Annotated in this window: 18 protein-coding genes and 1 tRNA gene; 3 read left to right on the forward strand and 16 right to left on the reverse strand. The window is 63.3% G+C overall.

Annotation, left to right across the window (positions count from 1 at the left end):
- Positions 1-70: 70 nt before the first annotated feature.
- The 5 genes from BJG93_RS01600 to BJG93_RS01620 all read right to left on the reverse strand — a co-directional run bounded on the left by BJG93_RS01600 (position 71) and on the right by BJG93_RS01620 (position 4,662).
- Complete coding sequence (locus tag BJG93_RS01600) at positions 71-1,027, reverse strand: ribose-phosphate pyrophosphokinase (protein ID WP_027199620.1); 957 nt, start codon at positions 1,025-1,027, stop codon at positions 71-73.
- A 62-nt stretch (positions 1,028-1,089) separates the two neighbouring features.
- Positions 1,090-1,166: transfer RNA gene (locus BJG93_RS01605), tRNA-Gln, on the reverse strand.
- A 52-nt stretch (positions 1,167-1,218) separates the two neighbouring features.
- On the reverse strand, positions 1,219-2,100 hold the full coding sequence (ispE, locus tag BJG93_RS01610) for a 4-(cytidine 5'-diphospho)-2-C-methyl-D-erythritol kinase (RefSeq protein WP_027199621.1): 882 nt from the start codon (positions 2,098-2,100) through the stop codon (positions 1,219-1,221).
- Positions 2,101-2,188: 88 nt separating this feature from the next.
- A complete protein-coding gene (gene lolB, locus BJG93_RS01615; RefSeq protein ID WP_027199622.1) occupies positions 2,189-2,821 on the reverse strand; it encodes a lipoprotein insertase outer membrane protein LolB in 633 nt (210 codons plus the stop codon).
- On the reverse strand, positions 2,821-4,662 hold the full coding sequence (locus tag BJG93_RS01620) for a tetratricopeptide repeat protein (protein ID WP_027199623.1): 1,842 nt from the start codon (positions 4,660-4,662) through the stop codon (positions 2,821-2,823). The genes lolB and BJG93_RS01620 overlap by 1 nt, the downstream gene beginning before the upstream one ends.
- Before the next feature lie 87 nt (positions 4,663-4,749).
- Between BJG93_RS01620 and mutM the strand changes: the two genes are divergently transcribed.
- Together mutM and mutY are read left to right on the forward strand one after the other, a co-directional pair.
- Complete coding sequence (mutM, locus tag BJG93_RS01625) at positions 4,750-5,580, forward strand: bifunctional DNA-formamidopyrimidine glycosylase/DNA-(apurinic or apyrimidinic site) lyase (RefSeq protein WP_027199624.1); 831 nt, start codon at positions 4,750-4,752, stop codon at positions 5,578-5,580.
- Positions 5,581-5,647: 67 nt separating this feature from the next.
- Positions 5,648-6,709 (forward strand): A/G-specific adenine glycosylase, encoded by a 1,062-nt coding sequence (gene mutY / locus BJG93_RS01630; protein WP_034479827.1) that lies wholly within the window; start codon positions 5,648-5,650, stop codon positions 6,707-6,709.
- 68 nt (positions 6,710-6,777) lie between these two features.
- Here the strand turns inward: mutY and BJG93_RS01635 are convergent, their stop codons facing one another.
- The 11 genes from BJG93_RS01635 to kdsD all read right to left on the reverse strand — a co-directional run bounded on the left by BJG93_RS01635 (position 6,778) and on the right by kdsD (position 16,222).
- Complete coding sequence (locus BJG93_RS01635) at positions 6,778-7,413, reverse strand: LON peptidase substrate-binding domain-containing protein (protein ID WP_027199626.1); 636 nt, start codon at positions 7,411-7,413, stop codon at positions 6,778-6,780.
- 42 nt (positions 7,414-7,455) lie between these two features.
- Complete coding sequence (gene rapZ / locus BJG93_RS01640; protein ID WP_027199627.1) at positions 7,456-8,349, reverse strand: RNase adapter RapZ; 894 nt, start codon at positions 8,347-8,349, stop codon at positions 7,456-7,458.
- A gap of 98 nt (positions 8,350-8,447) precedes the next feature.
- On the reverse strand, positions 8,448-9,416 hold the full coding sequence (gene hprK, locus BJG93_RS01645) for an HPr(Ser) kinase/phosphatase (RefSeq protein WP_008921706.1): 969 nt from the start codon (positions 9,414-9,416) through the stop codon (positions 8,448-8,450).
- A gap of 79 nt (positions 9,417-9,495) precedes the next feature.
- Complete coding sequence (locus tag BJG93_RS01650) at positions 9,496-10,011, reverse strand: PTS sugar transporter subunit IIA (protein ID WP_083421008.1); 516 nt, start codon at positions 10,009-10,011, stop codon at positions 9,496-9,498.
- A gap of 341 nt (positions 10,012-10,352) precedes the next feature.
- Positions 10,353-10,709: a ribosome hibernation-promoting factor, HPF/YfiA family gene (gene hpf / locus BJG93_RS01655; protein WP_027199628.1), complete on the reverse strand. Its 357-nt coding sequence runs from the start codon at positions 10,707-10,709 to the stop codon at positions 10,353-10,355.
- 169 nt (positions 10,710-10,878) lie between these two features.
- Positions 10,879-12,396 carry an RNA polymerase factor sigma-54 gene (locus BJG93_RS01660; protein WP_027199629.1) on the reverse strand — a complete coding sequence of 506 codons (1,518 nt, stop codon included), beginning with the start codon at positions 12,394-12,396 and terminating at the stop codon, positions 10,879-10,881.
- A gap of 194 nt (positions 12,397-12,590) precedes the next feature.
- Positions 12,591-13,367, reverse strand: a complete 777-nt coding sequence (gene lptB / locus BJG93_RS01665) for an LPS export ABC transporter ATP-binding protein (RefSeq protein ID WP_154671894.1) — start codon at positions 13,365-13,367, stop codon at positions 12,591-12,593.
- A gap of 17 nt (positions 13,368-13,384) precedes the next feature.
- Positions 13,385-14,056, reverse strand: a complete 672-nt coding sequence (gene lptA / locus BJG93_RS01670) for a lipopolysaccharide transport periplasmic protein LptA (RefSeq protein ID WP_027199631.1) — start codon at positions 14,054-14,056, stop codon at positions 13,385-13,387.
- 38 nt (positions 14,057-14,094) lie between these two features.
- Entirely contained in the window at positions 14,095-14,682 is a 588-nt protein-coding gene (lptC, locus tag BJG93_RS01675) for an LPS export ABC transporter periplasmic protein LptC (protein WP_027199632.1), read from the reverse strand.
- The gene (locus BJG93_RS01680; protein WP_027199633.1) at positions 14,679-15,239 is read right to left on the reverse strand and encodes a KdsC family phosphatase; all 561 of its coding nucleotides are present in this window, start codon (positions 15,237-15,239) and stop codon (positions 14,679-14,681) included. Before BJG93_RS01680 ends, lptC begins: the two co-directional genes overlap by 4 nt.
- Positions 15,239-16,222, reverse strand: a complete 984-nt coding sequence (gene kdsD / locus BJG93_RS01685; protein ID WP_034479831.1) for an arabinose 5-phosphate isomerase KdsD — start codon at positions 16,220-16,222, stop codon at positions 15,239-15,241. The genes BJG93_RS01680 and kdsD overlap by 1 nt, the downstream gene beginning before the upstream one ends.
- A 205-nt stretch (positions 16,223-16,427) precedes the next feature.
- Here kdsD and BJG93_RS01690 point away from each other — a divergent pair, with 205 nt between their 5' ends.
- The gene (locus tag BJG93_RS01690; RefSeq protein WP_027199636.1) at positions 16,428-18,425 is read left to right on the forward strand and encodes a cation:proton antiporter domain-containing protein; all 1,998 of its coding nucleotides are present in this window, start codon (positions 16,428-16,430) and stop codon (positions 18,423-18,425) included.
- The last annotated feature ends 57 nt before the right edge of the window (positions 18,426-18,482 follow it).

The following is an 18,482-nucleotide window of genomic DNA, read 5'->3' on the forward strand; positions in this document are numbered from 1 at the left end:
GTTCGTTCATGCCGATTGTGCAAAAACGCCGCGTGTCGCATGAAGCGGTACGCGGCGTCTTCACAAATGCTTAACTTTCAGCGAACAGCGACATCACCGAATCGCCGCGCCGGATGCGCGAGAACGTTTCGGCTAGCAGGCCGGCGCTCGTCAGCGAACGGATCTTCGCGCAGGAACGGGCTTCTTCGCCGAGCGGGATCGTGTCCGTGACCACGAGTTCGTCGAGTGCGGAAGCGGCGATGCGTTCGCCTGCGCCGCCCGACAGAACCGGGTGGGTGGCGTACGCAAACACCTGCTTCGCGCCACGTTCCTTCAGCACCTGCGCGGCCTTGCACAGCGTGCCCGCCGTGTCGACCATGTCGTCCATGATCACGCAGGTGCGGCCTTCGACTTCACCGATGATGTTCATCACTTCGGCGATGTTCGCCTTCGGGCGGCGCTTGTCGATAATCGCGAGATCGCAATTGAGCTGCTTCGCCAATGCACGGGCGCGCACCACGCCACCGACATCCGGCGAAACGACCAGCAGGTTCTCGTAGTTCTGCTTGCGCAGATCGCCGAGCAACACGGGCGTTGCGTAGATGTTGTCGACAGGGATGTCGAAGAAGCCTTGAATCTGGTCGGCATGCAGATCCATCGTGATGATCCGCTCGACGCCGGCAATTTCCAGCATGTTCGCTACGACCTTCGCCGAGATGGCGACGCGCGCCGAACGCGGGCGACGATCCTGTCGGGCATAACCGAAGTACGGGATGGCTGCGGTGATCCGGCCTGCGGATGCGCGCTTGAGCGCATCGACCATGATCATCAGTTCCATCAGATTGTCATTTGTCGGTGCACAGGTGGATTGCAGGACGAAGACATCCTTGCCGCGCACGTTTTCCTGAATCTCGACCTGGATTTCACCGTCCGAGAAACGGCTGACCATTGCTTTGCCGAGGGGAATACCGAGATTTTTGACGACTTCCTGTGCAAGCGCCGGATTTGCGTTGCCAGTAAAAACCATCAGGCCGTCATGGCTGCTCATCGTGCACCTACTTCAGGCTGGGGGCGGGAGAAATGCGAACTTCAGCGAACTACGAGAATTTTTGGCAGGGGAGAAAGGATTCGAACCTTTGCATGCCGGAATCAAAATCCGGTGCCTTAACCAGCTTGGCGACTCCCCTACACTAACTTTGAGCTTCGCCTAACGTGGAGTTTCGTTCGACGACGCGTAATTTATGACGCGAAAGCAAAGAGTGGATGCTGATCCAGGCCCGCTGCTACTGCACTGTTCCATTCGCCGGGCAGTTTGGCTTGCGCCGCTTGCGCTTCAGCTTTACTACGGAACGCTGCAAAAACACTTGCGCCCGATCCGGACATCCGCGCTGGAGCGATGTTTTCAAACCACCGCAACACTTGCGCGACTTCCGCGTACTTTCCTACGACAACCTGCTGCATGTCATTCCGGCCGAAGCTTTCAGGCCAGTCAGTGTTGCAGCTGTGTTCTGCAGGAAAGTCCGTAATTATGAGAGGCTTTGTATCTCTTGTCAACGCTTTTTCGGAAAAAATCGCTGCAGTCGGAACTTGCACTCTCGGCGTCACTACCAGGAAGTGACGCGGCGGCAATTGTACAACGTCTAAGGATTCTCCGACACCTTCCGCAAACGCGTTTTTCCCAAATACGAAGAATGGCACGTCCGCGCCAAGCTTCAACGCGAGATCCTGCAATTCCTGACGCGGCAGATCGAGCTTCCATAGGCGATTGAGCGCGAGCAGCGTCGTCGCCGCGTCGGAGCTGCCGCCGCCGAGGCCCGCGCCCATCGGCAGGCGCTTGTCGATTTCGATATCGACGCCGTCGCGCGAGCCCGTATAAGCCTTCAGCAGCGTCGCGGCACGCACGGTCAGGTCGTGCTCGGACGGCACGTCGGCGATTTCGGTGCGCCGCGTGATGAGACCGTCGTCGCGTCGCGTGAAGTGCAGCATGTCGCCCCAGTCAAGCAACTGGAAGACCGTTTGCAGCGTGTGATAACCATCCGGCCGACGGCCGGTGATGTGCAGGAAGAGATTGAGTTTCGCTGGCGCGAGACAGTCGCGCAGCGAATTGCTTGTTTCGATCATGAGTGAAGGCTACATGCGCCACAGTGGCGCCAAACGGGTAGCAGGGTTGCGTGAGCGAATGCCGGGCAAAAGCCCGGGCAACGACAACTTATTGATCCAGCACGAGCTTGATGTCGAGCGGCGGCTCGGAGCGACTCAGATTGAGGCGCTTGACGCCGCTGGCTGGCGCATTTGCATAAGCCAGATAGTCGATAGTCCAGCCGTCCTGGGTGATCTGCTTCAGGCGCGACGGTTGCTCCGGATCCTTTTCGGTCTCCGCGCGCGACGTCGGCGCCGGCGACGGCTGCAGCCAGTAGCGCAGCCCTTCGACCGGCAGCGCGAAGCCGAGCGCGTTCTGCATTAGCGTCGAAACGTTATCAGCGGTGAGCGGCGGGCGGTTGGGCAACTCGAGCGTGGCCGAAGCCGGCGACGATGTCACGATGGCCAGCGTCTGGCCGAGCGGATTGCGCAATTGGAGCGTGACTGTGTCGCCCGTCTCCTGCCACGAGAAATTGCCGTAGGCGTTGCGCTGCTGGCCGTTCTGATCGTTGTACTGGATCGCGAAGCGGCCCTGATATGAGCGGCTCGTCTGCGCAGTGAGTTCGGTCGCGGCGTTCGACGTGGACGGCCCCTGCGGCTTCACCGACGCGCAGCCAGCCAGCGCGACAACCGCTGCCGCAGCGAACCCGAGCGCCGCGGCGCGCGGCGCCCCGGAAAAAGAAATCAAACGGGAAAGACGCATTAAAGATTGTTTACCTGAAGACGTTGCAACGTTTTGACGAGAGTCTCGTTGTCGGGTTCGAGCTTGCGCGCCTCGCGGAAGGCGGCGCGCGCCTGTTCCTGCTCGCCGGCCTTCCACAGCACCTCACCGAGGTGTGCGCCGATTTCGGCGTTGGGCTGGAGACTGTAGGCCTTGCGTAGCAGCTTGATCGCGTCGGCGGTGTTACCCATCCGGTACTTGACCCAGCCGACGCTGTCCATGATGAACGCATCGTTCGGTGCAAGCGCCGAGGCCTTCTCGACCAGTTTGTCCGCCTCCGGCAGGCGCTGGTTACGATCCGCGAGCGAATAGCCGAGCGCGTTATACGCCTGCGGATTGTCCGGTTGCGTCTGGATCAGCTTGCGCAACTGCGCTTCCATGATGTCGTAATGGCCGGTCTTCTCGGCGGCCATCGCGTAGTCGTAGGTGAGGTCGGGGTCGTCGGGAAAGTTCGCCGTGGCTTGCTGAAGGCGCTGTTCGGCCTCGGGGTAGCGCTTCGCGTCGAACAGGATCGCCGCATCGGTGCGCGCGATCAGCGCCACATCACGCGGATCGGAACTCTGCAAATTGGCGAGCAACTGGCGCGCCTCATCGGTCCTGCCCTGCTTCGCAAGCAGTTGCGCGCGTGTGATCTGCGCGGCCAGGTATTGCTGACTCGCCGGTGAGATCTTGTTGAGCCAGTCGCTTGCGGCCGTTTCGTTCTTCTGTTCGAGCGACAGCTGCGCGAGATATATGTACGCCTGGCCCGCATCGGCGCCCGGCGTCTTCTCGGCCTGCTGCGCGTACTGCACCAGATAGGTCTGCGCTTCGGCGAGATTCTTCTGCTGGATCTTGATCAGCGCGAGCGCCATCAACGGTGTCAGATCGTTGGCGTTTGCCTTGCGCATGATTTCGAACTGCTTCTGCGCGTCGTCGAGACGGTCGCTCGCGAGATACATCTGCGCGAGCGCAAGTCGCGCGTCATGCGATTTCGGATTCTGCTGCACGTACTTTTCGAGCGACGCGATGCCTTTCTTACGCTCTTCCGGGCCCATCTGCGACAGCATCAGCGCGGCCGGCAGATAGTCGGGCTTGATCGTGAGCGCCTGCTCGAGCGACTGGCGCGCACCCGGCGCGTCGTCGGCCAGCAACTGCTGGCGCGCGACGGCCAGTTGCGCTTCCGGCCGATTCATGTCGTTCTTCAGCAGGTCCTGCAACACGTGCAGGCCACCGACTCGGTTCGGGCCGCGCGACAGCAGCAGTTGCAGCGCGAGGATCGCGCTGCCGCGATTTTCGTCAGGCACTTTCGCGAGTTCTTGCGACAGGATCGGCGACGCATCGTCGGGCTTGCCCGACAGCACGAGCAGGGACGCGTCGATCTGGGCGGCGCGTTCCGAGCTCGGCGCGTACTGTTGCCACAGTTGTGCGGCGGCCAGCGCGTCCGATGGGCTCTGCGCGGCCAGCGCGATTTCGGTGGCACGTTGCGCCATGCGCGGGTCGTGCGTGTCGCGTGCGAGCGCGAGGTAGGTTTGATAGGCGGGTGCCGGCTCGTCGCGCTGCAGCGCGATTTCGGCGGCCAGCACCTGGAAGACGATCTGGCTCGACAGCGGCACGTCGGGCAGCGACTTTTCGTCTTCAGACGTTGCCGGACCCAGCGGGTCCGGCAACGTGACCGACGTGTCGTCGGAATCTGGCGACGGGTCCTGCGCATGCGCGGGCAAAGCGGCCAGCGCCCACCATGCAAGCGCGGCTGCACCGAGCATCCGGCGAGCGGAGACGCCGGGCGGCACGTTGGACACGCGCGCGCGGCGCTTCAAAAGCAGCTTCACGAAGGACACGTTCATGGAAATCCGTTCAATGTTTCAGTCGATTGTAACGCGCTCGCTACAATACGCGCACAACCACTCACGCAAGTAGCAGACCAATCAGCCATGCCAGAGTTGCCAGAAGTCGAGGTTACCCGACGAGGGATCGAACCGTATGTGTCCGGGCGCAAGGTTGAGCGTGTCGACGTGCGCACGGCCGCGCTGCGCTGGCCGATTCCGGCCGATCTTGCGAAAACCTTGCGCGGTCATGTGGTACGCAAAGTCGAGCGGCGCGGCAAGTATCTGCTGTTCGAAATCGACGCAGGGTGGTTCATCGTGCACCTCGGCATGACCGGTACGTTGCGCGTTCTGCGTCACGTGCCGCATCCGCCGGCCGCGGCGAAGCACGATCATGTCGACTGGATCTTCGACGACTTCATCCTGCGCTATCGTGATCCGCGCCGCTTCGGCGCGGTGCTGTGGCATCCGCGCGAAGACGGCGACATCCTCGACCATCCGCTGCTCGCAAGCCTTGGCGTCGAGCCTTTCTCGCCGGCGTTTTCGGGCGCGCTGATGCATCGGTTGACGCGCGGGCGCAAGGTGTCGGTCAAGCAGGCGTTGCTGGCGGGGGACATTGTGGTCGGCGTGGGCAACATCTACGCGTCGGAAAGTCTCTTTCGCGCGGGCATCCGGCCGACCACCGCGGCGGGCCGCGTGTCGCTCGTGCGTTATGGACTACTGGCCGACGCGGTGCGCGTGACGCTCGCCGCCGCAATCGACAAGGGCGGCAGCACGCTGCGCGATTTCGTCGGGAGCGACGGCGAAAGCGGCTATTTCCAGCTCGACTACTTCGTCTACGATCGCGCGGGCCTGCCGTGCCGCGTGTGTGGAACGCCCATCAAACAGATCGTGCAGGGACAACGCTCCACGTACTTCTGTCCCACCTGCCAGCGCTAGATTCTCGATGCCTTCCCGCCTGACTCCAACGACCAGCGCGTCCGACGCCGCCCCCTCGTTTCCGCCGATGCCCGATTTTGCCGCGCGTCTGATCGCCTGGCAGCGTCAGCATGGCCGCCACGATCTGCCGTGGCAGAACACGCGCGATCCGTATCGCATCTGGCTGTCCGAAATCATGCTGCAGCAGACCCAGGTGTCGACGGTGATTCCGTACTACACGAAATTTCTCGCGCGTTTCCCGGATGTCGCCGCGCTCGCCGCCGCCCCCTCCGATCACGTGATGGCGCTATGGGCCGGCCTTGGCTACTACACGCGCGCGCGCAATCTGCATCGCTGCGCACAGGTCGTCGTCGAGCAGCACGGCGGGACGTTTCCGGCGTCGGTCGAGGAGCTCGCCGAGTTGCCCGGCATCGGGCGCTCGACGGCCGCGGCGATCGCGTCGTTCGGGTTCGGCGCGCGCGCGACGATTCTCGACGGCAACGTGAAGCGCGTGCTCGCGCGCGTGTTCGGCGTCGTCGGTTTTCCGGGAGAGAAGAAAGTCGAAAACGCGATGTGGATGCTCGCGGAATCGCTGCTGCCGTCCAATGCGTCGAACGCGGAGCTCAGCGCGTACACGCAGGGCTTGATGGATCTTGGCGCGACGTTGTGCGTGCGCGGCAAACCGGACTGCACGCGCTGCCCGTTCGCGCCGGACTGCGTCGCCAACCTCACCGGCCGTCAGCGCGAATTGCCGACTGCGCGCCCGAAGAAAGCCGTGCCGACGCGCCGCACGTGGATGCTGGTGCTGCGCGACGGCAATGCGGTGATGCTCGAGCGGCGTCCGCCGTCGGGCATCTGGGGCGGACTGTGGAGTTTGCCCGAAGCCGCCGACGAAGCATCGCTGGCCGAACGGGCGCGCGCGTTCGGCAGCGACGGAGCAGTGTCACCGCTTGCGTCGTTCTCGCACGTATTCACGCACTTCAAGCTCAATATCGAACCGCGGCTCGCCGAGCTCGATCGCGGTGTCGGCGCCTTGGCCGCGCTCAACGATGCGCACACCGCCTGGGTTGCGCTCAGCGATCTCGATTCGTTCGGCGTGCCGGCACCCGTGCGCAAGCTGCTCGACAGCCTGCATGGTTCGTTGATCTAGTGGAAGGGGGAGGCGGCACTGCGCGCACAACCCGCGTTGCGCGCGGCCTTGGTCACGACTTCAGAATTTCACAGCAACTGATGCTGCTGCATGTAGTGATGCACGACGTCGATGCGGGCGCCGGCATCGGTTAATTCCATTAGCTTTTGCCGCGCGCGCAGCGCGATCGGTAGCACCTCGGCGAGACGATTCGACACCCACGACGGATCGTCTAGCCGGAACGGCTCCGCGAACGGTAGGCTGTCCGGATCGCGTTCGCGGATCGTTGCAATGATCCGCTCGAGCACTTCGGCGCACGCGCCAAATTTGGCCAATAGCTCGTTGCCTTCGAGCGGGAGATCGTCGGCGAGCGGCTCGGCCATGCCGACCAGCAGGCCGTCCGCTTCGACGCGATGTGACAGCAGACGAAAGCGCTTCGTGCCGCGCGCGCGAATCAGCAGCATGCCGAATGCTTCGACGTCGCACTCGTCGATTTCGGCGAGACAGCCGATCGTTTCGGGCACCGAAGGTTCTTCCTCGCGGGCGACTTCCGCGCCGCTTTTCAGCATGCACACGCCGAACGGCGCTTTTTCACGCAGACAGTCGCGCGCCATGTCGAGGTAGCGCGCTTCGAAGATTTTGAGCGGCAGCAAGCCATCGGGAAATAGCACCGTATGCAGCGGAAACAGCGGCAAATCGGCGTACACAGTAGGCGTAGAGGACATGGCGCAACGCTTCGGGTTAATAAGGCCGCGCAATGCGGCCGGTTAAGCCACCAGCTTCGATGATTCGCCGACGTCGACCGGCGCATCGCGATGCCGCACAATCACATTCGCCGATGTTGCGAGACGCGCGGCAAGCGTCTCCGCGATGAATACTGAGCGGTGCTGGCCGCCCGTGCAACCGATTGCGACGGTCAGATAGCTGCGATTGTCGTCGCGGAAATGCGGCAGCCACTTGGACAGATACTTCTCGATGTCGTCGATCATCTCGTGGACGACCGGCTGGGCATCAAGAAAATCCATCACCGGTTTGTCGAGGCCGGTGAGCGGCCTCAATTCATGATCGTAGTATGGGTTCGGCAGGGTGCGTACGTCGAATACGAAATCCGCGTCGAGCGGTACGCCGCGCTTGAAGCCAAACGACTCGAACATCAGCACGAGCCCCGCGTCCTCCTGCTCGATGAAGCGCTTGACCCATGCGCGCAGCACATTCGCGCGCAGATTGCTCGTGTCGATCTGATGGCCGAATTCGGCAAGTCCCGCAACCAGTTCGCGCTCGCGTTCGATCGCTTCGGCGAGCGACGTGAGCAGGCCCACGTCCGCGTCGTGCGCGGGCGAGCCGGACAGCGGATGGCGGCGACGTGTTTCGGAAAAGCGTTGAATCAGCGACTGCGTGCTCGCGCTCAGGAACAGCACGCGCACGTCGTGCGAACGCTTGAGGTCGTGGATCATCGCGGGCATTTCGTCGAGCGACGAACTGGAGCGCGCGTCGATCGCGACCGCGAGACGATCCTGGCCGTCCGCGGCGAGGTAGGTGGCGAGTTGCTGCAGAAAACGCGGCGGCAGATTGTCGACGCAGTAATAGCCCGCGTCTTCGAGCGCGTTCAGGGCAACCGATTTGCCGGAGCCGGAGATACCGGTGATCAGGATTATGCGCATGGAGTCGTCGAAAGCGTAGATTTCATCATAGCATCTGGCCTCCATGCAGGTGCCCGCGACCTGCCTTCTGCGGGCGCTTCATGACCCTGCGGCCGGCTTCAGATCAGCTTGCCGGGAAACTGGCTATCGGGGTCCTGCATGGCGAGACGTTGCCGATCCATGAAATCGCGCAGCGTGTCGATGCCGCGCAGTTGCAGGATCGTATTGCGCACAGCCGCTTCGACCAGCACCGCGAGGTTGCGGCCCGCAGCCACCTGGATCGTTACCTTGCTGATCGGCAGGCCGAGCACGTCGACGGTCTGGCTTTCCAGCGGCAGACGCTGGAATTCGCCGTCCGGGCGGCGCACCAGTTGGACGATCAGTTTCAGCTTCATTTTGCGGCGCACCGCCGTTTCGCCGAAGATCGTCTTGATGTCGAGCAGACCGAGGCCGCGAACTTCAAGCAGGTTCTGCAGCAGTGGCGGACAGCGTCCTTCGACGAAGTCCGGGCCGAGGCGAACGAAATCGACCGCGTCGTCGGCGACGAGACCGTGGCCGCGGCTGATCAGTTCGAGGCCGAGTTCGCTCTTGCCGAGACCCGAGTCGCCGGTCAGCAGCACGCCCATGCCGAGGATGTCGAGAAACACGCCGTGCAGCGTCGCGCGCGGGGCGAGAATGCGCGACATGTAAAGACGCAGACTATCAATGACCGCGGCCGCCGAGGTCGGCGTGGTGAACAGCGGCGTCGACGAGCGCGTGCAGCGCAGCACCAGTTCGGGCGGCGCCGCGACTCCCCCCGCGACGACGAGAAACGGTGGCTCCAACGCGATCAGCTCAGCCATGTGGCGCGAGCGGTCTTCATCGGTCTGGCGCTTGTAATAGTCGATTTCAGCGTCGCCGAGCACCTGGATCCGGTTCGGGTGGATCAGGTTCAAGTGGCCAACGAGGTCGGCGCTCGACGTGGCATTGGCGACCGATTCGGAAGAAAAGCCGCGCTCCCAGCCTTCATGCCCCGTGAGCCAGCTGAGTTTCAGCATGGCGGCGTTGTCGTCGAAAATGCTCTGGGCGTTGATGCTGGACGTATCCATGAGTCAGTGACTCCAGTTGAGCCGCTTGCCGGGCCTTACCTGCGTGTGCGCGCGCGTACGAACTGCCGCCGCCGTTGCGTCAAGGTTGCCACTGGGTCAGCAGGCGATGCAACGATTCGCGGTCTTCTTCAGTGTGCAGCCGCTCGCGGGCGTCGCGATCGGACAGCAACTGGGCGATCTCGGAAAGAATTTCGAGGTGCTGTTGAGTGGCCTGTTCGGGGACGAGCAGGAAGATCAGCAGCGAGACCGGCTGGCCGTCCGGCGCTTCGAAGGGGATGGGTTCCGCGAGTCTGACGAATGCGGCGAGCGGCTGCTTGAGGCCCTTGATCCGCCCATGCGGAATCGCGACGCCTTCGCCGAGCCCGGTCGAACCGAGTCGTTCTCGCGCAAAAAGATTGTCTGTGACAGTACTGCGGGCAATGCCGTTCTGGTTCTCGAAGATCAGGCCCGCTTGCTCGAACACGCGTTTCTTGCTGGTGACCGATAGTCCGATGACGACGTTCTCGAGGGGAAGAAATTTGGCTAAACGATTCATGTTGACAGGCGAAAACGTGGCCTGAGTTCTCCCCACCGGGGCGGTTGAGTGGCGTTCCATTCGTTCGATGCTGGCGAAGACGGGCGGTGAGAGTCGATCGCTAAAGCCTGACGCTTCGGCCGGCCGCACTTCATCAGAGCTGGCTTGACCCCGATGGTAACCGGAACATTATAGAACAGGGTGACCGTCGATGGTGCGGCGCGCCATCTATGCATATCAGGTTTTTCACCGCTTGCGGCCTAGCACGTGTCGCGCTGCGCAAATGTCTGCGGGAACGGTTGAAATCGGGCTCGACGACGGGCTCCGGCGGTGAGCGGAGGCCGGGCGCTGAAACGAAAAACCGCCCGGTCGCGGGCGGCTTGACGAGTTTAGGGGGAGTTAGGAATTCCCTCTAATTTCTCCTATTGCGGCGGCACGTCCAGTTGCGGCGCCGGCTGATACTTGATCGCTTCGTGCTGATGGCCTTGCAGACGATCCTTGTGGCGTATCACCTGCCTGTCGAGCTTGTCGATCATTAGATCGATCGCAGCGTACAAATCACTGTCACAACTCTCGACGAAGATATCCTTACCCTTCAGATGGAGGTTGATTTCCACCTTTTGACGCTTGTCCTTTTCCTTATGGTTGTCGACCGAGAGGACCACACTGCCGTCGATGACCTGATCGAAATGTCTTAGCACCCTGTCCAGTTTGGTGATCACGTATTCGCGCAACGCAGGCGTTACTTCGAGGTGGTGTCCACTGATCTTGAGATTCATAGTGCTTCTCCAAGCTAATGGCCGCTTGGTCCACACAATGACGAAGGTCCGGTCGATCTGACGGCTTGCCTATGTCGCCCCCGGTGACGGACATCTGGCAGGTCGCAGCGGCCGGCCTGTCCGCCAGGTGCGGAGCGGCCGGTAAATGCCCGCTGCCAAACGCGGCGGGCTACAGAGACTTGCGCAGGTTGACTGCCGGGATCTTGAGCGCCTCACGGTATTTCGCAACGGTGCGCCGTGCGACCACGAAGCCCTGTTCCGCCAGCAGTTCGGCTATGCGACTGTCTGAAAGTGGCGATTTGGGGTTTTCCGCTCCTATCAGTTGTTTGATCAGCGCGCGGATGGCCGTGGACGAGGCTGCGCCGCCGGTGTCCGTCGAAACGTGTGAGCCGAAAAAGTACTTGAATTCCAGCGTCCCGAATGGGGTCAGCATGTATTTACCGGTTGTCACACGCGAGACAGTCGACTCGTGTAGGCCCAGCGTATCAGCAATTTCCCGCAAAACCAAGGGGCGCATGGCGATTTCGCCGTGCACAAAAAAGCTCTTCTGACGCTCGACAATTGCCTGTGCAACTCGCAGGATCGTCTCGAAACGCTGCTGGATGTTTTTAATCAGCCAGCGTGCTTCCTGCAGTTGCTGGCGCAACGATCCGCTGCCGAGATCGCCGCGGTTATTGCGCAGAATGTTCGCGTATAAATGGTTAATCCGCAGCTTCGGCACCACCTCCGGATTGAGCTCCGCCTGCCAGCCCTGTGCCGTTTTGCGCACCATGATGTCCGGCACCACGTAGTCGGCTTCGGCTTTGCCGTAGGCGGCCCCCGGAAACGGTTCGAGCGAGCGGATCAGTAGATGCGCGTCGCGCAGATCGTCGTCGCAGGCCTTCAGATGTTTTCGCAGCCGCGTGAAATCGCGCGCTGCGAGCAGTTCCAGGTAGTGGCCGACAATGTCTAGCGCGAGTGTGCGCGTGGGCGATGGATCGAGCCGCAACAACTGCAGCTTCAGGCATTCCGACGCCGACCGCGCGCCGACGCCGGCCGGGTCGAAGCTATGCAGCAGCGCAAGCGCGGCGTTCAATTCGTCGAGGTCGACTTCGAGCTCTTCGGGCAGATCGGCCAGCACTTCTTCGAGGGTGGCGGCCAGATAGCCGTCGTCGTCCAGCGATTCGATCAGGAACGTGACGAGCGCGCGGTCGCGCTGGCTCGCCTGGGTGACGCGCAGTTGCGCCATCAGGTGGTCGCGCAGCGACGTGCTCGATTCGTGGATCTGCAGCGGGGGCAGGTCGTCGTCGTCCGATGCGTTGCCAGAGCGGCCGTAGTCGTCGAGGTTCCACTGCGACGTATCGCCGCCGCCGTCGCCCGACAGGCCGTTGTATTCGTCGACACCCTGTGGCTCGCCGCTTTCGGCGCGCTCGCCGTTGCCCTCGGACGATGTTGAACCGTTTCCGGCCATCGGATCGGCCGGCCCCGACGAACCCGGCGTCTGGGCGATCACGGAACCATCGGCTGCCACCCGCAACGGGCTCGCGATCCATTCATCTTCGTTTTCGAGGAGCGGATTCTGCGAGATCGCCATGGCGACTTCCTGCTGCAGTTCGAGCGTCGACAACTGAAGCAGCCGGATGGACTGTTGCAGTTGCGGCGTCAGCGCAAGATGCTGCGATAGGCGGAGTTGGAGGCTGGCTTTCATGGCAAGTTGAGATTCATTGTAGAGAGTTTGCCACGACCGCGATACCTTGCGGCACTCGCAATTTGCGGATACGCGCCAATTGGCGCGCCGCGTGCCTGCACCGCCTGCGCTGCCTGAGAAAGGATGTGCGGGTGCCACAAAAACGGCGTCCCGGGGCCGCGCGAGCTCGCGCGCCCCCGGGACGCCGTGTGTGCTTACATGCGGAAGTGCTCGCCCAGATAGACGCGCCGCACGCTTTCGTTTTCGATGATGTCGCTTGGCGCGCCGGCGGCCAGCACGCTGCCGTCGCTGATGATGTACGCGTGATCGCAAATACCGAGCGTTTCGCGCACGTTGTGATCGGTAATCAGGACGCCGATATTGCGCTGCTTCAGGAATTTGACGATTTTCTGGATTTCCAGCACCGCGATCGGGTCGACGCCGGCGAACGGTTCGTCGAGCAGAATGAAGCTGGGGTTGGTTGCCAGCGCGCGCGCAATTTCGACCCGACGACGCTCGCCGCCCGACAGCGACAACGCCGGATTTTCACGCAGATGCGCGATCTGCAATTCGTCGAGCAGCGCTTCGGTGCGCGATGTGATGGCGTCTTTGCCGAGGCGCTTGCCGTTTTCGTCGTGCTGCAGTTCCAGCACCGCGCGAATATTCTGCTCGACGCTCAACTTGCGGAACACCGACGCTTCCTGCGGCAGATAGGACAGGCCGAGCGACGCGCGCTTGTGAATGGGCAGCAGGCTGATCGACTTGCCGTCCAGATCGATTTCGCCGGCGTCGAGCGGCACGAGGCCCACGATCATATAGAAGGACGTGGTCTTGCCGGCGCCGTTCGGACCGAGCAGACCGACCACTTCGCCGCTTTTGACGTCGAGCGACACATCCTTGACGACCGTGCGCGAGCCATAGCGCTTTTTCAGATTACGCACGACCAGAGAACTGCTGGTCCCCGCCGGCTTACGATGGGGCAGAGGCGCGATAGTGCTGCTGATGGTGCTCACTGGTTCGGCGCTCCCTGGATCGAGTTGGACGGCGCGAGCGCGGCCGATGCACCGGTCAGCGGCGCGGCTCCGCCGTTGCGCGGCGACAGCATCGCGCGCACGCGGCCGGTCGGGTTGCCCGGGCCTGCGACGTCCTTGCCCGCCTTCGCGGTGTAGAAGTCGTTCTGGCCATCGTAGGTAATCACGCTGCCGTGCACCTGGTCGAGCAGCGTCGTCATGCTCAGCAGGCGGCGCACCGTCGCGTTGGTAGTCAGCGTGGTCAGATCCTGTTTGCCGTCGTAGTCGATACGGATGGCCGTACCTTCGATGTATTCGTCCAGCCCCTCACGCTTCTGGCGGAAATACGACAGATTGCCGCCGCTCGAGGTGCCGGTCGCGTACTGGTAGCCCTGCGGGTCTTGCGACACTTCGACGCGATCGGCCTTGATCAGGATCGTCCCTTTGGTCGCCACCACGTGGCCGGTGAAAATGCTGACCTGCCGCAGGTCGTCGTAGGTCATGTTGTCCGCTTCGATGTTCAGCGGCTTGTCCTTGTCGGCGCGGTCCGCGTGCGCGAGCGGCGCGAAGCCGACGAGCGGCAGCGCGATCAGGAGCGCGGCGAGTCTGGCGCGGCACGCCGACAGCGCACGTCTACGGCCGGTATCAAAACGGGGGAGCGATTCGTTCATGCAGTCACGCCTGGAATGGATTACCCGGTTTGCTGGAATTAGCTGCCGGAATCGGACGCGGCGATTGCGCCTCTTACATTGCCGAACAGCTGCATAAACCGGGTGACATTGTTGTATTTCATGCCGCTGGCAGTCATTACCGACATGCCGCGCTGAAGTTTAACTGGCTTTTCAGTCTCGATCACATCGTCGTTGACGAGGACCCTGAAATGCTCGGAATCGGCCTGCATCTGCGGATCGCCGCCGCCGGGCGCGCGCACGATGCGCGCATTCTGGTACAGATTGACGATCGACGCATCCGCGTTGACCGTGCCCGTGTCGCCGGTTGCGGTGACGATCGGCTTGCCGGGTTGGAACGCACGCATCGCCGGCTTGACGAGGTCGCTCACTTCGTCGTCCTCGTAATGGACCAGGGACTGCGCGGTCAACCGGTACTGCGTCGCGCCCGACTGATCGAGCTCGGATACCGAGAAGTTGTCGGCGAAATAATCCGGTGTGTGTTCCTTCGGCCGGACCTCGTCGTCGGTCTTGCGCGGCAAGGTGGCTTGCAGCAGCCACCACGTGATGCCGGCGAGCGCCGCCATCGCGATCAGCGGGATCAGTGAAGTCAGGCGAAACTGGTTCATCCGACGAGGCCTCGTTGCTCGCCGCTGCACGCCGCTGCAAGCATTGCTTCATATTTGTGTTGCGCACGCAGCAGCGTGTCGCACACTTCGCGCGCCGCGCCGTAGCCGCCGCGCGCCTCGCTGACCCAGTGAGCGCGCGCGATCACTTCAGGATGCGAATTGGCCGGCGCAGCCGCGAAGCCGACGCGCAGCATCACCGCCAGGTCGACCCAGTCGTCGCCCATGTAGCCGCAGTCCTCGGCGGCGAGGCCGGTTTGCCGCAGCAGGTCGGCAAACGCCTGCGGCTTGTCCTGCACGCCCTGGTAGACATGCGCGATATTCATTTCCTTCGCCCGAGCCGCCACGATGCCGGACTTGCGCCCGGTGATGAGCGCCGTTTCGATGCCGGCCTGGCGCAGCAGTTTCATGCCGTGGCCGTCCATCGAATTGAAGCCTTTCATCGTGTCGCCTTCCGCGGTGAACAGCAGGCCGCCGTCGGTCAGTACCCCATCGACGTCGAAAATCATCAGCTTCACGCGGCTTGCGCGTTCGGTAGCGGTAGGCGGGGCAACGGCCATCAGATCACCTTCTTCGAAAACAGGTCGTGCATGTTGAGCGCGCCGATCAGCTTGCCCGTGTCGTCGACGACCAGCATCTGATTGATGCGATAGCGCTCCATCAGTTCCACGGCTTCGACCGCGAGATGGTCCGGGCCGATCGTGCGCGGGCCGGCGGTCATCACCGAGTCGATCGGCAACTGGCGAAAATCGCCGTCGCGTTCGAGCACGCGGCGCAGGTCGCCGTCGGTGAAGATGCCCGTCACACGCGCCTCGTGGTCGACGATCGCGGTCATGCCCATACGCTTCGCGGTCAGTTGGAAGAGCGCATCGCTGACGGTCGCCTCGGGAGTGACGTGCGGCAACTGGTCGCCGGTGCGCATTACGTCGCGCACGTAGGTGAGCAGGCGTCGGCCGAGCGCGCCGCCCGGATGCGAGCGCGCGAAGTCGTCGCGTCCGAAGCCGCGCGCGTCGAGCACCGCGACCGCGAGCGCGTCGCCGAGCGCGAGCGCGGCGGTAGTGCTGGCGGTGGGCGCGAGATTCATCGGACAGGCTTCCTTCGCGACGGCGGAATTCAGATGCACGTCCGCGAGCTGCGCGAGGCTGGAGCCCGGACGGCCCGTCATCGCGATCAGCTTCGCGCCGATCCGCTTGATGAGCGGCAGGATCGCCATCAACTCCTCGGTTTCGCCTGAATTGGACAGCGCGAGGAATACGTCGTCGGCGGTGACCATGCCCAGGTCGCCGTGGCTCGCTTCCGCTGGATGCACGAAGAACGCGGGGGTGCCGGTGCTTGCCAGCGTGGCCGCGAGCTTGCGGGCCACATGGCCGGATTTACCGATGCCGGAGACGACCACGCGTCCACGGCAACCCAGGATGAAATCGACTGCGCCGACGAAACTGCCGTCGAGCTGATCGCGAAGCGCGCGCACGGCGTCCGCTTCGATGTCGAGTACGTCGCGAGCAAGCGTGAGTGCCCTGTCGCCATTGATTTTCGCTATCATTCGCGGAGTATAACAAAGGCGCCTGTTCGCCGCGCCGGGCCTGCTGTGCCGAGCCGCTGTCCGCATCGGCCTGTCGACAATCCCTGTTTCAACTGCTTTGCCGCCTTTTGGCCGCTTTTTACCGGCCCCATCAATCATGTCGCACGGCGTTCTCGTGCGCGGTTCCGCTGACGAACGAGGACGCTTCACCCATGCGTTTTTGCCGATGATTTCCCCGCTCGAAATGACGCTGTTTCTGCTGCTGGCATCGGTGGCGGGCGTGGTGATCTTTCGCTTCCTGAATTTGCCGCCGATGCTCGGCTACCTGACGGTCGGCATCATCGTGGGTCCGCACGCGTTGGGGTTGATTCCGGACTCGGTGGGCGCGCAGAATCTCGCGGAATTCGGTGTCGTGTTCCTGATGTTCTCGATCGGGCTCGAGTTTTCGCTAGCCAAGCTGCGCACGATGCGCCGGCTCGTGTTCGGACTCGGCTTGCTGCAGGTGATCGGCACGGTCGCGGTGGCGGTCTCGGTGGGCTTCCTGCTCGAGCGTTGGGTGCACATTACGTGGCAGGCGAGCGTCGCGCTGGGTGGCGCGCTGGCGATGTCGTCGACGGCGATCGTCAGCAAGATGCTCGCGGAGCGGCTCGAAATCGAAACCGAGCACGGCCGCAATATCTTCGGCGTGCTGCTGTTTCAGGATCTCGCGGTGGTGCCGCTTTTGATCATCATTTCGGCGCTCGGCGGCCGCTCGGAGAATCTGGTCAGCGCGCTCGGCGTCGCGGCGATCAAGATCGTCGTGGCCCTCGCGCTGCTGCTGATCGTCGGCCAGCGCTTCATGACGCGCTGGTTCAACGTGGTCGCGCGGCGCCGCTCGCAGGAGCTGTTCGTGCTCAATCTGTTGCTGGTGACGCTCGGCGCGGCGTTCATCACCGACAAATTCGGGCTGTCGCTCGCGCTCGGCGCGTTCATCGCCGGCATGCTGATCGCCGAGACGCCGTACCGGCATCAGGTCGAAGAGGACATCAAGCCGTTTCGCGACGTGCTGCTCGGGCTCTTCTTCGTGACCACCGGCATGCTGCTCAATCCGCGCGTGATCTGGGAGCATCCGCTCGTCGTGCTGGCCTTTTTCCTCGGCCCGGTGCTGCTGAAAGCGGTCATGATCACCGGCCTTGCGCGGCTCTTCGGCGCGACGCCGGGCGTCGCGATGCGCACCGGTATCGGTCTCGCGCAGGCGGGCGAGTTCGGCTTCGTGCTGCTGAACCTGATCCTCGACCGGCACCTGGTCGACGCGACGTTGTTGCAGGCGATTCTCGCCGCGATGCTGCTGTCGATGCTCGCCGCGCCGTTCATGATCCAGAACGCGGACCGCGTCGTGCTGCGGCTGTCGTCGACCGAATGGATGATGCAGTCGCTGCAGATGACGCGCATCGCCACGCAAAGCCTGAAACAGAGCGGCCACGTGATTATCTGCGGCTATGGCCGCGCCGGGCAGAACCTCGCGCGCATGCTCGAGCATGAAGGGCTCTCGTATGTCGCGCTCGACCTCGATCCCGACCGCGTCGCGGCGGCCGCGGCGGCCGGCGAGTCGGTCGTGTTCGGCGACGCCGGGCGGCGCGAGTCGCTGCTCGCCGCGGGCTTGCATCGCGCGGCCGCGATCGCGATCACCTACGCGAACACGCCGTCGGCATTGCGCGTGCTGCACAACATTCACGAGATGGAGCCGACGCTGCCGGTCATCGTGCGCACCGTCGACGACGCCGATCTCGAGAAATTGCTCGCCGCCGGCGCGACCGAGGTGATTCCGGAGATCGTCGAGGGCAGCCTGATGCTCGCGTCGCATACGCTGGTCGTGATGGGCGTGCCGATGCGGCGGGTGGTGCGGCGCGTCGAGGAGATGCGCGACGAACGCTACTCGCTGCTGCGCGGCTATTTCCACGGCGCCGACGACATCGACGACGACGACGGCCACGAGCAGGTGCGGCTACAATCGGTGCCGGTCGACGAGAGCGCCGACGCGGTGGGCCGCACGCTCGCCGAGCTGGGCCTGTTCGAGCTCGGTGTCGACGTGACCGCGATCCGCCGGCACGGCATCCGCGGCGTCGAACCGGACCCGTCGACGAAACTGCGCGCGAGCGACATCGTGGTGCTGCGGGGTCTGCCCGAGCAACTGGCGCAAGCCGAGGAGCGGCTGTCGAAGCATCGCCGCGCGGCCGCGGCCTGAACATGGGAAGGGAGTCCGCTCTGTCGTGCCACCCTGATTCAAGGCTTTTCACCGGAC

The sequence above is a fragment of the Paraburkholderia sprentiae WSM5005 genome, assembly GCF_001865575.2.
Classification (GTDB): Bacteria; Pseudomonadota; Gammaproteobacteria; order Burkholderiales; family Burkholderiaceae; genus Paraburkholderia; species Paraburkholderia sprentiae.